The sequence below is a fragment of the Enterococcus sp. DIV1767 genome (assembly GCF_050542585.1).
GTDB lineage: Bacteria > Bacillota > Bacilli > Lactobacillales > Enterococcaceae > Enterococcus_D > Enterococcus_D innesii.
In genome coordinates, this window is the sequence record NZ_CP172936.1 from 3,398,681 (window position 1) to 3,414,093 (window position 15,413).

Below are 15,413 nucleotides of genomic sequence, written 5' to 3' on the forward strand. Positions count from 1 at the left end.
TTATGACGACAAAAGAAAAAATACTGACCTTATTACAAAAAGAAGATACTGTGCTATCTGGAGAGAAATTAGCCCAAGCTTTGTCGATCTCCCGCACCGCAGTCTGGAAAGCCATTAAAGAACTTGAGAAAGAAGGCTATCATTTCGAACACTTGGCCAACGGCTATCGCTTTGTCTCGGATGATCGCTACGATCAAGCAGTACTTGCGGCCGCCTTGCCGATGATCCCCACGATTCAAATCAAGGAAGCTGTTGAATCCACCATGAAAGAAGCCAAGATCGCCGCTTTGGACAGTGGACTGGCAACCCCCGCCCTTTTTTTGACCGAAACACAAACAGGCGGTCACGGCCGCTTCGAACGTCCGTTTTTCTCACCGAAAAAACAAGGGATCTATATGAGCTTGCTTTTAAAACCAAACCAAGCGTTTCAAGAATTGCCACAATATACCGTTTTGGCGGCGGTGGCAGTCGCCGAAGCCATCGACGCCCTTCTAATGAAGGAAACGGCCATTAAGTGGGTCAACGATCTATACTTAGATGAAAAAAAAATCTGCGGTATTTTGTCTGAAGCAACCAGTGACTTTGAGACAGGCCGCATTACCTCGGTTGTGATCGGTATCGGCATCAGTTTTTCGATTCCGCAACAGCAGTTTCCAGCAGAGATTCGGGAAAAAGCGACTTCACTCTTTCCTGGTGAGGAGTATCCAACCTTTTCTCGGGCAACCTTGATCCAAGAAATTTGGCGTCGGTTCTTCCAATTGTTGGCACAACTGCCTGACATGGATTATATGGCCCGCTATCGGCAAAAATCCTTCGTTTTGGGCCGCACCGTTCAATTTACGCAACAAGGTGTGACCTATGAAGGGATTGCCAAAGACATTACCAACACCGGTGAATTGGTGGTGGAAACAGCGACGGAGCGCAAGGTGCTTTCTTCTGGAGAAATCAGTTTGGAGCGGTATTGAGGCTGCTTTCGTAGGTAACCAGTCACAGCAAGCGTAAACACAAACACTCCATAAACAGACCTGCTTATTCCGAGGGGTCAAATAAAAAGCAACCTAGGCAGCTCCCAAACAAACTTTACTGCTACGATCAATTCCGCAGAAAAAGCGAGCCTTATCTTTTCATAATAAGTATCATGCTCGTTCTTTTATCATGTCTTTTCTACAGTTTTTACACGCTATTTCATTCCCCACATAAAAAAGATCGACCTGCTCTTTCAAGAGCGGGTCGATCTTTTCTTTTACAGCAATTGCCACAACAGACAGAAAAGCAAGCCTAAGGCATAGCTGCTGTTGAATAAAATCATGTTCTTAATCGAATAGCCGAAGCTACGTGGGTGGGGCAGGCTGGCTTGATGCTCCTTCAAGTTTTGGCGGATTTTCGGCAGTGTTAGAAACACGAGCAAAATCGGCCATTGGAAGAGACCAAACAAGAGGCCCAACAAAATAGCGGCGTAGGAAGCTAGCATCATTCCTTGAAACAGACGGATACCTGCTTCGCGACCGATGTAGTACACCAGCGTGTAGCGGTGATTTTCGATATCGGCTTCCAGATCCCGTAAGTTATTGGCTAACATGATGTCAGCAATCGTGAAAATCAATGGCAAAGATGCCAACACGATGGCACACACGGCCCAGAGGTTCCCCACTAAGCCAAAGGTTCCGTTCGCAAAATCCAGTGCCAGATAAAACACTTTTTGATCAATAGTATTGATATAGATCGTGATGGCAAAAATCCCTAATCCCATCGTTACGCCACTGAACACCTCGCCTAAAGGCATCCGCGATAACGGAATGGGGCCAAAGGTATAAAAGACTCCGATAAAACAAACCACCAACCCCATCACTAGCAGCAGCCAGCCGGTAACAAAGGTCAAGTAAAGACCGATCAGTAAGGTTCCTGCCAACATCGCAAAAATCAGATTGCGAACAGTAGCTTCTGAGATGTTTTCGCGCCCGATCACATTGTGCTGGTATTTGTAGGTTTCTGATTTGGCTTTTTTGAAATCCATATAATTGTTGATGGATGTCGTCGTCAAATCAAACAGCAGCATCCCCAGAAAAAAAATTACAGTATTCAACGGATGAAATTCATGAAAATACACCAACGAGAACAATACACCCATAATGAAGGGGAAGACACTGGCCACTTTGGTACGGATCTCCACTACTTCTAAAAACACTGAAAGAGACATCTTTCACTCCTCCTATTCTAAATCCGCACGATCACCCATCGTGTAGCCTGATTCCTCTGAAAGTTCAAAGGTATCTTTGATACCGTCGGTTACATACACTTTGTCTTCTTTTGTGATAAAGATCGCATCGGTACCCTTTTCGGTATGTTGTTCGATATAGGCTAAGCCTTCCTTGACCCCTTTATCAAATGCCACCGTAGTTAACCCATCGCCATCGATGGATTTGTCGGTGATGACAGTTACACTTGCCACATCGCTGTCGTAAGGATAGCCAGTCTCAGAATCGAAAATATGATGGTACGTTTTGCCGTCTACTTCTAAATAGCGTTCGTAGATCCCTGAAGTAACTACTGTTTTATTGGTTTCTTTGATACTGCCGATAATCGAGCCGCGAGATTTGTTCGGGTCTTGGATTCCGACATTCCATGGCTCATCTGTGCCGCGGTTACTATGACCTAACACATAGACATTCCCGCCCAAATCGACGATCGCGGAAGTCACACCATTGTCCTTCAACACTTTGACGACTTCGTCCGTGATATAGCCTTTAGCGATCGCCCCAAGGTCAAGGATCATGTCCTTGTCTTTTAAATAAACGGTTTGATCTTCATCGTTAAACTCGACTTGTTCATAATTGATATGTTTCAATGCTTCATCGATCTCAGATTGCTCTGGCTTGCGGGCATCATCAAAGCCGATCCGCCATAATTGAGTGATGGCACCGATGGCCATATTAAAGCCGCCTTCTGATTTCACACTATAATCGTAAGCTTCTTTTAACAAATAATAGATGTCATCCGAAACCTTTACCGGCTTGATACCAGCTTGCGCATTGATCTCATCGATCTCTGACCCTGCTTGGTTGATGGTGATTTTATCGCCTAACTCTCTGATGCGGTCAAAGGCCGGCTTCATGGCGTCCTCTTTGCCTTCATCATAAATGCGAATCCGAGTATAAGTGCCTAATAAAAATTCTTCTTGAAAATATGGTTCTTCTCGCAGCGTCGTTGCTTCCTGATCACTGCCACAAGCTGCCAACATTGTGCCTAAAAAAACAAACATCAGAAAAAACGTTACTTTCTTTTTCATGATTTTCCTCTTTTCTATTGTCTTCAACCTTCATATAATAGCCTTTTTTTGGCAGAATGAAAAGGGGCATTCCGTGATTCCGCAACGTATTTTAGGAATCCTTAATCGAACTTTTTCTTCTTTGTAAAAAACAGTTCTTTTAAAAAAACCTTCCCACCAGATTGCTTCCTTTTGCACGAACTTGCTTTTGTGACCTTGCTGCCTACGAAAAAAAGACAGCACTCAAAGCGAATGCTGTCCTCTTCATTCAAAGAAGTTGTGATTATTCAGTAACGAAGTTATCCACTTCGATTGTTGTTTGGTCGCCTTTTTCAGCGGCATTCAACAATTGTTGTGCATAGATAACAAAGCTGTGGAAGCTGTGGGTTGCACCAGAAACTACATCCATGTCTGCCACAGAACCATCTTCAGCATTGACTGCAGAAACAAAAGCTTCATTGAAGTTTGGAATGAATTCTTCTGGACTTGTACCAGATTTAGCTTCCATGTTTTCGTTGTATGATGCATCATCTTTTTTCGACTCGCCGGCTTCGTTTAGGTAGTCGTAGTTTGATTCAGAGATTTTGCCGTCAGCCACAGTCATTGAGAAGACCACGCGGTAACCGTTTGAGTAGTTCTTTTCTTCTAATGTATAGGTTCCGTCTTTCAAGTCTGCCCCATTGTCGATTTCAATGGTTTCCGTGTTGCCTGCTTGCGCCGCTTGGATCAATTGTTGTGCATAGTTTTGGAAGGAATCAAAGGAATGAGTCGCGCCAGAAACTACTTCGATTGAAGAAGGGCTTTGTGCGGCAACTAATTCTTCATTGAATTTAGGAATAAATTCTTCTGGGCTGATACCTGCTTTTTCTTTCATCGTTTCATTGTATTCAGTGTTTTCTGTTTTTGATTCGCCATCCGCATTGACGTTGTCATATTTTGATTCAACGATTTTGCCGTCTTTGACTGTGATCTCAAAGGTAACACGGTAGTCGTTTTTGTAGTTCTTTTCTTCTAAACGATATGTCCCATCTTGCATTGGCTCGCCTGCAACAACGGTTGCTTCCGTGCTTTCTGTTGATGCTGAATCGCTCGCAGAAGTTTGTGATGTACTTTCACTAGTTGACGAAGAAGCTGTATTGTTGTTGTCCGCTCCGCAACCCCCTAAAAATAATGCTGCGAATGAAAATACCGCCATACCTACAATCAATTTCTTTGCTTTCATAATTATCCACCTTTTACTTGTTTATTTTCCCCACAAAAAAGTTTGTGATACATCTAACATTGTAAAGTAAATTTACGATATGTCAACCGCTTCCTTTCCGCTTTTTCTCGAAAAAACGACTTATTTTTTGATTTTCGCAAGTTTTCACGAATTTCAGGAAATATGCGTTTTTTTCATCAGAATCGTTAGACAAATGAACCATTTGTCTATATAATAGGAACGATTGTGTAATTATTATCATAGATTATTTTTATTAAGGAGAGATTTGCAATGGCAAAGAAAAACATTGTCGTTGTCGGTGCCGGTTATGCAGGCGTTTCTGCTACGAAGTACATGGCAAAGAAATTGAAAAAAGACAATGATGTTGAGATAACATTGATCGACCGTCACTCTTATCATACGATGATGACTGAACTGCATGAAGTCGCTGGAGGACGTGTAGAACCTACCGCAATTCAATATGACTTGCAGCGCTTGTTCTCACGCAAGAAAAATGTTCGTTTAGTAACCGATACAGTAACTGGGATCGATAAAGAAAATAAAACTGTCCAAACAAAATTAGGTAGCTATTCATTTGACTACTTGATCTTAGGGATGGGTGGCGAACCGAATGACTTCGGTACACCTGGCGTTAAAGAAAACGGCTTTACTTTATGGTCATTTGACGATGCTGTCCGCATTCGCGAACACATTGAAAAAACTGTCGCAAAAGCAGCGATCGAACCAGATGCAGCATTACGCAAAGCAATGTTGACCTTTGTCGTTTGTGGTTCTGGATTTACCGGGATCGAAATGATCGGTGAACTGATCGATTGGAAAGATCGTTTAGCTTCCGATTATAAATTGGACCCAAGTGAAATCAGCTTGAAAGTCGTTGAAGCAATGCCAACGATCTTAAACATGCTTGATCGTAACGATGCAGCCAAAGCAGAACGTTACTTGAAGAAAAACAATGTTGATCTTGTCTTGAATGCACCAATTGTTGAAGTGGCACCTGACCACATCAAACTAAAAGATGGTTCAACGATCCCAACCCACACATTGATCTGGACTGCCGGTGTCAAAGGAACTAGCGATGCTGCTGATTTCGGTTTAGAAACCGCGCGTGGGTTCCGTCTAGTTGCCAATGAGTACATGGAAGCAAAAGGCTACGAAGACAAAAACATCTATATTATTGGTGACTTGGTTTACTTCGAAGAATTCCCGAATACACCAACACCACAAATCGTGCAAGCAGCTGAACAAACAGGTCACACTGCAGCAACGAATATCGTTTCAGCCATCAAAGGCGGCGAAAAACATAAATTCAAAGGAAACTACCAAGGATTTATGGTTTCCATCGGTGCCAAATGGGGCGTGGCGAACTTATTCAATAAGATTCACCTGAGCGGTTTCTTAGCGATCATTATGAAACACATCGTTAACTTGAAATACTTCTTTGATATTCGTTCTGGTTACTACATGTTCCAATACTTGATGCATGAAATCTTCCACATCAAAGATGACCGGACAGTCGCTCGTGGTCACACGTCTCGTTACGGTAACGTCTTGTGGAGTGTTCCGCTTCGTATTTTCTATGGTCTTGTCTGGTTCGTTGAAGCCTTCAAGAAAATTTTAGGTACGAATGGGGAAGTCTTCAAACCTGGTACTTGGTTCGGTGAAGGTTCTTGGTTCCAAGGCAACAGCGTATTCCCTTGGACTTGGGAATATCAAACAGTCGCTGATGCAGCCAGTGGTGCTAGTGAAGCAGCCGATGCAGCAAGTGCCGCTAGTGGTGCCGGTGAAGCAGCCGATGCAGCGACACAAGCCGCACACTTCGGTTTGAGCTATGCTTACGGTGAGCAACCAATGATCGTGATTGAAAAATCACCTGACTGGTTCACAAAAGTTATGCAATTTATTATGCCAAACAACGACGTTGCCATGTTCTTCCAAAAATTCATGGTCTTCTTTGAAATTGCTTTAGCTCTTGCATTGATGGCTGGTCTCTTCACTTGGTTAGTAAACGCAACGACTATCGTTTTGGTGTTGACTTTCTGTATGTCTGGTATGTTCTACTGGGTAAACATCTGGTTCATTCCAGTTGCATTTGCCTTGATGAACGGTTCAGGACGCGCAGTCGGTTTAGACCGTTGGGTAATCCCATGGTTGCAACGTACCCTTGGAAAATGGTGGTACGGTACCCCTCGCTCCTTATATGGCAATAAATAAGCCAGCAAAATAGAATACCTGTACGACTTCATGAGACTAAGACATTCTGATTTTTCAATCAGTGTCTTGGTCTCTTTCCAAGTACAGAACTTTTTCTTGATCGTCCTTGCACAGAAATCGGTGGATTATTGAGGATTCAGCTAGTAGAATCTTGTCTTCTTATGCTAGAATGAGACACATCACATGAAAGAACAGGAGTCTTTTTTGATGAAACTAAAAGAATTTATCCGCGATGCCCATTTAAAACCATGGGATGGCGTCATCATACTTGTTTTGATCCTCAGCTCTTTTTTACCGCTTTTTATTTTTGGCCAGACACAAACGGCGGACAAAGAAGCCGTCTTACGGGTCGATGGGACAGAAATCAAACGTTTTGACTTAGTTGAAGGTCAAAAAGCATACACCTATCTTTATGAAGATGAAGACGGAGATACCAATTTACTGGAGATCGAAGGCGATCGGATCCGAATCAAGGAAGCTGATTGCGGCGACCAGATTTGTGTCCGCCGTGGCTGGGCCAGTAAAAATGGGGAAACCATCGTCTGTCTGCCTCATAAATTGGTGATCGAAATCCAAGCCGCAGATGGGAGTGAGACCGACGATCTAATTTATTGATCGTTTGCTTATGAGTCGATTACAACGAATAATTTTCATCTCACTGCTGGTCGCCCAAGGGGTCGTGATTGGTTTAGTTGAAAATATGATCCCTTATCCATTTGCCTTTGCGCCTGGTGCGAAACTAGGTTTGGCAAATTTAATTACCATTATTGCTTTGTTCACCATGCCGAAAAAAGACAGCTTTCTCTTGATTTGGCTAAGACTGATTTTAACGACGTTACTAGGAGGAACGGTTTCGACCTTCTTATATAGTATGAGCGGTTCCTTACTGAGCTACTTTGGGATGTCTTTGGTGAAACAGTTGGGGCCTAAGCGTGTCAGTATCATCGGCATTAGTGCGGCTGGCGGTTTCTTGCACAACGTCGGACAGTTGATCACCGCCTCATGGATCGCTCAATCCTGGAGCGTGATGCTCTACTTGCCGGTCCTGTCTTTCTTTGGGATCTTGTCCGGGATCGCTATCGGGATCGCCGCCAACTACTTGCTGCGCCGTGTCGAAACACTGCGCCGTTTTCAAATTGATTATGAACGCCAGACCAAAGTCAAATGGCGCTCGGATTCAGAATAAAGGAGTTAATTATGAAACTTCATTCCATGTGGCAAGAGTATCCAGCACTGCAAGCTGACTTATCTGCCTCCTTGCAATTGATGGAAAAATCATTAAAACTAAAAAACAAAGAGGTCGAACAAGCGATCCTGTCCATGATCCATTCAGGTGGGAAACTGCTGCGTCCTGCTTATCAGCTGCTCTTTTCTGCTTATGGCAGTGACAAAGATCGCGAGAAAGCCGTCGCATTGGCGGCTTCGATCGAGATGCTCCACACTGCCTCGCTGATCCACGACGATATCGTCGATCATGCGGACACCCGCCGCAAGCTGCCGACCATTCGTTCCGAATTTGGCAACGATGTCGCTGTCTATGCTGGTGATTACCTCTTCGTCTGCTGCTTTAAATTGATGGCGGATTATGCCAGCTCCATGAAAAGCTTGCAGATGAATTCCCGTAGTATGGAAAAAATCCTGGCCGGCGAATTAGGGCAAATGAGCAAACGATATGATTTGTCCGTCACTGTCGAGGATTACTTAGAAAACATTCGCGGCAAAACCGCTGAGTTGTTTGCCTTAAGCTGCTTTATCGGGGCTTACGAAAGCGGCACTTCCTTGCGCTTTGCCAATCAAGCCCGTGAGATCGGCGAAGCCATTGGCCTTGCCTTTCAAATCATGGATGATGTCTTGGATTACAGCCAAGAAGCGACTGCCTTAGGAAAACCAGTATTGGAAGATGTTCGGCAAGGCGTCTATTCTTTGCCGCTGTTGATGGCACTGAAAAGTGACCGCCAACAGCTGTTGCCACTGCTGGAAAAACAAGCCGAAATGACTGAGGCGGATACCCATGAAGTCTATCGGATCGTCCAAGAAAGTGCCGGGATTGACGAAGCCAAGAAACTCGCTGCCGACTACACGAAAAAAGCTTTGCAGGCGATCCAGAAACTGCCTGAGACCAAAGATGAAACCAAAACATATCTTTATCAGATCACTGCTCAGATCCTTGGGCGTCAGAACTGATCAAGGATCTAGCATAAACCCAGCAGCTGGGATCATCCTGAAATAAGCCCCCAAGGTTAGATTTCTGATCTACTTTTGGGGACTTTTTAGTTGATAGCTAGAAGTTTATACGAAAAAAGCCTCAACGGACAATTCATCTGTCCGTTGAGGCTTTTTTTCTTTTAACGCATCGTCACAAATTCTTCTGACCCCGTCGGATGAATGGCAACGGTTTGATCAAAGTCTGCTTTCGTAGCACCCATTTTGATGGCTACAGCGAAGCCTTGCAGCATTTCATCGACACCGATCCCGATGCCGTGCAGACCGATGATTTTTTCTTCTTCTCCTAAGCACACCAATTTCATCTCACACTTTTGGCGATACTCATTTAAAGCAAAGTACATCGGTGTAAAGCGCGAACGATACACCTTTATCTGCTCTTGGCCGTATTTTTCCAAGGCTGCTTCTTCGGATAAACCAATCGTGGCAATCGGTGGATGCGTAAAGATGACCGTCGGTACTAAATTATAATCCAAGTACGCATCGCTTTGACCGTTGAACAAGCGTTCAGACAAGCGACGACCGGCGGCGATCGCAACCGGGGTCAAATCCAATTTTCCAATGACATCGCCCACTGCAAAAATCGAGTCAGCCGTAGTAGTTTGATATTTGTCCACAATGATAAACCCTTTTTCATCCAATTGGACATCGGTGTTTTCTAGGCCTAACTTGTCCGTATTCGGCACACGACCACCAGCAAAAAGGACGCAATCGCCGGTCAAGGTTTCGCCATTTTCAAAGTGAACGATATACTCGTCACCTTCTTTAATGATACGAGAGGCAACGTAGCCTGCATAAGTTTCGATTCCTGATTCTTGGTACATCTCCACGAGATTATCCGCAAGCATCTTGTCAAAGGTTCGTAATGGCCGCTCTTTGCGGTACGCCCAAGCCACTTGGCTGCCCAGCTGTTGGCTGACACCGCTGATTTCGGCTGCGATGTAGCCTGCCCCTAAGACGACCATACGCTTTGGTGCTTCTCGCAACGCAAAAAAACCATTCGAGTCAATGGCGTACTCACCGCCGGGAATATTCATCGCGCTAGGTTTTCCACCGGTGGCAATCAAAATATTTGCTGCATGGTAGTTTTCCCCATTGACGGTAATCGTGTGGTTATCCACAAACTGTGCATAACCGTGGATAACTTCTACATTGTTGCTGTCTAAGCCTTTTTGATAGGCCGTGTGTAAAAAATCAATGTATTTTTCACGGTTATCCACAAGCTCAGTGAAATTAAATTTATCCACATGTGGATAAATGCCGTAGCTAGTTGCGTCCCGTTTGATCATTTCTAACATCTCACTAGCTTGCCACATGACTTTTTTCGGTACACAACCGACATTGACACAGGTGCCGCCTAATTCATTGCCTTCGATCAATAATACTTTGGCGCCGTGCATCCCTGCCCGATTGGCTGAGGCGATCCCGCCGCTGCCGCCACCAATTACTATGTAGTCGTATGTTTCCATATTTGTTGTTTCCTCCTTAAGATTGTCTATGTTCTCATCGATCCTTTTTGGCTGGATTGATTCAACAAAAAAAGCCGAGAGAAACTCTCGACCTTATTTTTTCTTCCGAATCATGTCTCCGACTTCCACCGGTTCTTTGACCGGCATCGTCAGCAGCATCATAGGATTTGGTGCACGATCGATGGATTCACCGTCTTCATTATACATGACTTCGACGGTTTGGTGAAAGTGATGGAATCCGGGACCGTAAAATTCGATTTCATCGCCGACGGAAAAGTGGTTTCGTTGCCGAATCGTAGCTGTTTTCGTTGCCGGATCATACGCCATGACTTCCCCAATAAATTTGTATTGCGGAATTTTCCGACGTGGACCAAACAACTGCTCATTTTCACTCGGGGTATCGTAGTAAAAGCCTGACGCAAGCTCGCGCTGCGCAACTTTCCACAATTCATCGATCCATTCTTGTTTGCAGACATAGTTCTCTGGATCGGCCATGTAACTGTCCACGGCTGCTTTATAAACGTTCGCCACAGTTGAAACATAGTGGATCGATTTCATGCGACCTTCGATTTTGAAACTATCCACGCCGTTTTCAATCAAATCAGGGATATGTTCGATCATCGACATATCCACGGCACTCATGGAAAACTCTTCTTCCACTGTCCCGTTTTTAGTCAAACTGTTTCGTTCCGTTGCAAACGGCATGTCAAACAAATCATATTTCCAGCGGCAAGATTGCGAACAGCCGCCGCGATTGGCGTCTCGCATCGACATATGATTGGACAAAGTACAACGGCCAGAATACGAAATACACATGGCGCCATGAATAAAGGCTTCGATCTCCACGCTAGTATTTTTGCGGATCTCAGCGACTTCCTCCATCGACACTTCTCGGGCGAGGACGACCCGTTCTAGGCCTTCTTCCCGCCAAAATTCCAATGTTTCATAGTTCGTGGCACTAGCTTGGGTGGACAAATGGATCGGTAGACCCGGCGCTTCTGTTGCGCAGATCTGGATCAAAGCGGGATCAGAAACGATCACGGCCGAAATACCGACATCTCGCAATTCCCGAAAGAATTCCCCTGCACCTTCTTGATTGCCCTCATGGGTCACCATATTGGCTGCTACATAGACTTTTGCGTTGTGGGCTTTGGCAAAAGCCACCCCTTCCGCCATTTCTTCATAGGTAAAGTTACCCGCGCGACTCCGTAGACCATAGGCATTGCCGCCGATATAGACAGCGTCAGCGCCATAGTGGATCGCTGTTTTTAATTTTTCTAACGTACCAGCTGGTGCTAACACTTCTGGTCGTTTCAATGCTTGTTTAACGGTCATTTGTTCTTGCTCCTTACTTGATATCGTCAGGATCGATGGCATAAAATCCAGTGTCTAACCCACGTTCTGCCGGATGAAGTTGGGCAACTTGTTCACTGAGCACAGCTGCTTGCTCTGCTTGCCACTTCCCACTTTCCACAAGGCTCTTGGCTTGGGCAAACAGTTTAGCAATTGCCACAAAGGCAGCCCCTCGTGTATAGATTCCGTCCAGCTTCCAGGTTTGAAAGCCTGTTGCGTCTAATTCCGCCAGCTGCAGCATCAGATTGATGTCGTTATTGGCAAAAATGTGCGTGCCGTGGCTATCTTCATAAATGGAATAGTGGGTTTCTTCTTTTTTCGGTTCGGATAAAAACAACCCACGGTCGTGGTTCTTTTCTTCCGATTGTTGGGTATAGTTATAATAATTTTGTAAAAGCGGACGCTTCGATTGGTGAATGCAGGTCGCACCATAAACCAATACTTCCACAGGAATATTTAGTTGCGGGGCCATGATTTTCATTTCCTCGAAAGGAACTTCTCGCGCTAAAACGGCTGCCTTTGCTCCTTTTTGTCCCCAAAAATTGATTTGACGAGCGCTCGTTACTAAGGTTTCCCCTGCATAGATAAATGGCAAGGCACATTCTGGATTTTGCTTCATGCGGTAAATAATCCCAGGATCTCCGAGAGCGATTTGATCGGCTTGATTGGTCTTCAGAAATGCTAGGTATTCTGGAATCAGCTTCATTTTTTCTGGATGCATGATGCCATTGACTGCGATCGTCACTTTCTTTCCAGCTTCGTGGGCCATGTCGATCAGTCCGATTTGCTCTTCACGAGAAAAAGAGGCCGGTAGGCGCAGCCCGAATGTCTCTTCTCCAAAAAACAATGTATCAACATAAGGGATGAGCTGCTGTGCTTGCTCGATCGATTCCACCGTGGCGATAATCTCAACCATAATACTCCTCCTTTTTTCAACTCATTCATAGTATCACACAGCAGGGTTCTTTCCAAGAGGTCTCGTTACTCTTTTTTTCACGAATAGTGCTTTGATCATTAATCAACCGTTGTCATAAAGCTGTTTATAAGGATATTTCTTTGTGAATCATCAATCATAATCAGTGGAGACTTCTTGATCACTACTAGACATAACAAGACAAAAAAGCGGCGTTCCTATGGATGCCGATTGCTCGACCATAGAAACGCCGCTGCCGTTATTGGCTCGACTTAAACTTGTTGCAAGACACGTGCTTGTCCCTCTTTGACATTGAGGGTGATCGATCCTTTGGAAGCACCGATCGTCACTTTGTCACCTAAATGAATTTGTCCTGATAGGAGTGCTTCACTTAAACGGTCTTCGACTTCTTTTTGCAAGGCCCGACGAATCGGCCGTGCCCCATATTCTGGATCAAAACCAGCTTTACCGATCACATCAATGGCAGATGGCGTGATCTTCAATTGGATGTCTTGGTTGCCTAATCGTTTGATGATCGCTTTGCTCATGATCTTCACGATCTCGTGGATCTCCCCTTCACCTAAGGATTGGAAGACCACTGTTTCATCCACACGGTTCAAGAACTCTGGACGGAAGGCTTTTTTCAGCTCTTCTAAGATCCGTTTTTGCATCGCTTGGTGATCTTTCGTTAAATCAGTGACATTGAAACCAACGCTTTTTTCTTCGCGGATTTGTTGGGCACCGATATTAGAGGTCATGATCAAAATCGTGTTGCGGAAATCGACTTTCCGACCTTTGGCATCCGTCAAATGGCCATCATCCAGCACTTGCAAGAGGATATTGAAGACATCGGGATGGGCTTTTTCCACCTCGTCCAATAAGATGACGGAGTAAGGTTTTGAACGGATTTTTTCCGTCAATTGCCCACCTTCATCATAGCCGACATAGCCTGGCGGTGAACCGATCAAACGGCTCGTGCTGTATTTTTCCATAAATTCGGACATATCGACACGAACCAAGGCATCTTCACTACCAAACATCGCTTCTGCTAAGGCTTTGGCAAGCTCGGTTTTCCCGACACCGGTCGGCCCTAAGAACATGAAGGAACCGATTGGGCGGTTGGGGTCTTTCAATCCACTGCGGGCGCGGCGGATCGAACGAGCGACTGCTTTGACCGCTTCTTCTTGGCCAACTACCCGTTGATGCAAGATCTTTTCAAGATCCAACAAGCGTTCGCTTTCTTTTTTCTCCATCTGCTGCAGAGGTACGCCGGTCCATTGGGAAACGACCGTGGCAACATCTTCTGCAGTAACACTATCGGCATAGCCTGACGCTTCTTTGACTTCCATAAACGCTACTTCCGTCAGCTGTTGGGTCAATTTCTTTTCCTTGATCCGTAGACGAGCTGCTGCTTCAAAATCTTGCTGACGAATGGCGGCTTCTTTTTCTTCGATCAAGTTGGCGATCTCGTTTTGCAGATCTGCCAATTCTGAACTTTCATCGGTTTTGTCTAAACGCACTTTGGCAGCTGATTCATCCATCAAATCGATGGCTTTATCTGGTAATTGGCGCGAATTGATGTAACGCACGGACAGTTGCACAGCGGCGTGTAACGCATCATCAGAAATTTCCACCCCATGATGTTCTTCATAACGAGGACGCAAGCCCCGTAAAATTTCTTCTGCTTCTTCTGGTGTTGGTTCGTCGACTTGCACCCGGGCAAAACGGCGTTCTAACGCAGAATCTTTTTCAATGTATTTTTGGTACTCATCTAGCGTTGTGGCACCGATGGTTTGCAATTCTCCACGGGCTAAGGCTGGTTTCAGAATATTCGAGGCATCAATCGCCCCTTCGGCTCCGCCGGCCCCAATCAGTGTATGCAATTCATCAATGAATAAGATGATTTGACCATCTTGATAGATCTCATCGATGATTTTTTTCATTCGGTCCTCAAATTCCCCACGGTATTTCGTTCCGGCAACTAAAGCCCCCATGTCCAGCATCATCAAGCGTTTGTTTTGCATGTCTTCTGGGACTTCCCCATTGATGATTTTTTGGGCTAAGCCTTCGGCGATCGCGGTTTTCCCAACACCAGGTTCCCCCACGAGAACAGGGTTGTTTTTGGTCCGACGGCTAAGGATCTGGATCAACCGCTTGACTTCTTTGGCACGCCCGACAACAGGATCTAGGCGTTTTTCACGGGCTAATTTGGTCAAATCACGGGCTAAGGAATCCAAGGTCGGTGTTCCTTGCTGCGCTTTGGCTTGGGCTGGACGACGACGACCAGCACTTCCGTTGGTTTTGCTTTCATTGAAGCCCATTTTTTTCTTCAAAAGCTGACGCATTTTCGCGAGACTCAAGCCGAGATTCAGCATGATTCGTGAAGCCAATATGTCTTCGTCTCTTAATAAGCCCAATAATAGATGTTCGGTACCGATTTGTGGTGCCCCTAAACGCTTGGCTTCATCCCCTGCATAAGCAAATGTATGTTTTGCTCGTGGTGAATATGCGAGATAGGCATTTTCTGGATATTGACGAACGGTGCCGTACCCTGTTAAATGTTCGATTTCTTCACGAATATCATTTTCTGTGATATTCATTTCCCGCAAGGTTTTGCCGGCGATCCCGTTTTGTTCAATGACCAATGCCAATAGAATGTGTTCAGAACCTACTGCTTGGTGCTTAAAGTATTTTGCTTCTTCTTGGGCGATAGCCAAAACGGCTTTCGCGCGTTGGGTGAATAATTCATCCATCTCT

The 15,413-nt window shown here is 45.0% G+C and carries 12 protein-coding genes; 5 read left to right on the forward strand and 7 right to left on the reverse strand.

Going from position 1 to position 15,413, the window contains the following annotated elements:
- The first annotated feature begins 2 nt into the window (after window positions 1–2).
- Window positions 3–965 (forward strand): biotin--[acetyl-CoA-carboxylase] ligase, encoded by a 963-nt coding sequence (locus IGI78_RS16020; protein WP_430618174.1) that lies wholly within the window; start codon window positions 3–5, stop codon window positions 963–965.
- A 278-nt stretch (window positions 966–1,243) separates the two neighbouring features.
- Here IGI78_RS16020 and menA read toward each other — a convergent pair whose 3' ends face one another.
- The 3 genes from menA to pplA all read right to left on the reverse strand — a co-directional run bounded on the left by menA (window position 1,244) and on the right by pplA (window position 4,487).
- Window positions 1,244–2,197 (reverse strand): 1,4-dihydroxy-2-naphthoate polyprenyltransferase, encoded by a 954-nt coding sequence (gene menA / locus IGI78_RS16025; protein WP_142968601.1) that lies wholly within the window; start codon window positions 2,195–2,197, stop codon window positions 1,244–1,246.
- A gap of 12 nt (window positions 2,198–2,209) precedes the next feature.
- Window positions 2,210–3,286, reverse strand: coding sequence for an FAD:protein FMN transferase (locus tag IGI78_RS16030; RefSeq protein WP_074536301.1), 1,077 nt, complete (start codon window positions 3,284–3,286; stop codon window positions 2,210–2,212).
- A 262-nt stretch (window positions 3,287–3,548) separates the two neighbouring features.
- A complete protein-coding gene (pplA, locus tag IGI78_RS16035) occupies window positions 3,549–4,487 on the reverse strand; it encodes an extracellular electron transfer flavoprotein PplA (RefSeq protein WP_430618175.1) in 939 nt (312 codons plus the stop codon).
- A gap of 270 nt (window positions 4,488–4,757) precedes the next feature.
- Between pplA and IGI78_RS16040 the strand changes: the two genes are divergently transcribed.
- From IGI78_RS16040 to IGI78_RS16055, 4 genes are all read left to right on the forward strand, one after another.
- Window positions 4,758–6,698 carry an NAD(P)/FAD-dependent oxidoreductase gene (locus IGI78_RS16040; RefSeq protein ID WP_005230327.1) on the forward strand — a complete coding sequence of 647 codons (1,941 nt, stop codon included), beginning with the start codon at window positions 4,758–4,760 and terminating at the stop codon, window positions 6,696–6,698.
- A gap of 207 nt (window positions 6,699–6,905) precedes the next feature.
- Entirely contained in the window at window positions 6,906–7,313 is a 408-nt protein-coding gene (locus IGI78_RS16045) for a NusG domain II-containing protein (protein ID WP_005230326.1), read from the forward strand.
- 10 nt (window positions 7,314–7,323) lie between these two features.
- Window positions 7,324–7,884, forward strand: coding sequence for a Gx transporter family protein (locus tag IGI78_RS16050; protein WP_005232987.1), 561 nt, complete (start codon window positions 7,324–7,326; stop codon window positions 7,882–7,884).
- 11 nt (window positions 7,885–7,895) lie between these two features.
- The gene (locus tag IGI78_RS16055; protein ID WP_195266417.1) at window positions 7,896–8,882 is read left to right on the forward strand and encodes a polyprenyl synthetase family protein; all 987 of its coding nucleotides are present in this window, start codon (window positions 7,896–7,898) and stop codon (window positions 8,880–8,882) included.
- 161 nt (window positions 8,883–9,043) lie between these two features.
- Here the strand turns inward: IGI78_RS16055 and gor are convergent, their stop codons facing one another.
- The 4 genes from gor to IGI78_RS16075 form a co-directional block, all read right to left on the reverse strand.
- Window positions 9,044–10,390, reverse strand: a complete 1,347-nt coding sequence (gene gor, locus IGI78_RS16060) for a glutathione-disulfide reductase (protein ID WP_096741972.1) — start codon at window positions 10,388–10,390, stop codon at window positions 9,044–9,046.
- 93 nt (window positions 10,391–10,483) lie between these two features.
- Window positions 10,484–11,725: a peptidase U32 family protein gene (locus IGI78_RS16065; RefSeq protein ID WP_008381725.1), complete on the reverse strand. Its 1,242-nt coding sequence runs from the start codon at window positions 11,723–11,725 to the stop codon at window positions 10,484–10,486.
- Window positions 11,726–11,738: 13 nt separating this feature from the next.
- On the reverse strand, window positions 11,739–12,659 hold the full coding sequence (locus IGI78_RS16070) for a peptidase U32 family protein (RefSeq protein WP_195266419.1): 921 nt from the start codon (window positions 12,657–12,659) through the stop codon (window positions 11,739–11,741).
- 269 nt (window positions 12,660–12,928) lie between these two features.
- The gene (locus tag IGI78_RS16075; protein ID WP_008381720.1) at window positions 12,929–15,409 is read right to left on the reverse strand and encodes an ATP-dependent Clp protease ATP-binding subunit; all 2,481 of its coding nucleotides are present in this window, start codon (window positions 15,407–15,409) and stop codon (window positions 12,929–12,931) included.
- Window positions 15,410–15,413 lie beyond the last annotated feature (4 nt).

What these genes read in the sequence shown, in the direction of transcription:
- IGI78_RS16020 (WP_430618174.1), top strand. Translation starts at nt 3, where the DNA reads ATGACGACAAAAGAAAAAATACTGACCTTATTACAAAAAGAAGATACT.
- menA (WP_142968601.1), bottom strand. Translation starts at nt 2,197, where the DNA reads ATGTCTCTTTCAGTGTTTTTAGAAGTAGTGGAGATCCGTACCAAAGTG.
- IGI78_RS16030 (WP_074536301.1), bottom strand. Translation starts at nt 3,286, where the DNA reads ATGAAAAAGAAAGTAACGTTTTTTCTGATGTTTGTTTTTTTAGGCACA.
- pplA (WP_430618175.1), bottom strand. Translation starts at nt 4,487, where the DNA reads ATGAAAGCAAAGAAATTGATTGTAGGTATGGCGGTATTTTCATTCGCA.
- IGI78_RS16040 (WP_005230327.1), top strand. Translation starts at nt 4,758, where the DNA reads ATGGCAAAGAAAAACATTGTCGTTGTCGGTGCCGGTTATGCAGGCGTT.
- IGI78_RS16045 (WP_005230326.1), top strand. Translation starts at nt 6,906, where the DNA reads ATGAAACTAAAAGAATTTATCCGCGATGCCCATTTAAAACCATGGGAT.
- IGI78_RS16050 (WP_005232987.1), top strand. Translation starts at nt 7,324, where the DNA reads ATGAGTCGATTACAACGAATAATTTTCATCTCACTGCTGGTCGCCCAA.
- IGI78_RS16055 (WP_195266417.1), top strand. Translation starts at nt 7,896, where the DNA reads ATGAAACTTCATTCCATGTGGCAAGAGTATCCAGCACTGCAAGCTGAC.
- gor (WP_096741972.1), bottom strand. Translation starts at nt 10,390, where the DNA reads ATGGAAACATACGACTACATAGTAATTGGTGGCGGCAGCGGCGGGATC.
- IGI78_RS16065 (WP_008381725.1), bottom strand. Translation starts at nt 11,725, where the DNA reads ATGACCGTTAAACAAGCATTGAAACGACCAGAAGTGTTAGCACCAGCT.
- IGI78_RS16070 (WP_195266419.1), bottom strand. Translation starts at nt 12,659, where the DNA reads ATGGTTGAGATTATCGCCACGGTGGAATCGATCGAGCAAGCACAGCAG.
- IGI78_RS16075 (WP_008381720.1), bottom strand. Translation starts at nt 15,409, where the DNA reads ATGGATGAATTATTCACCCAACGCGCGAAAGCCGTTTTGGCTATCGCC.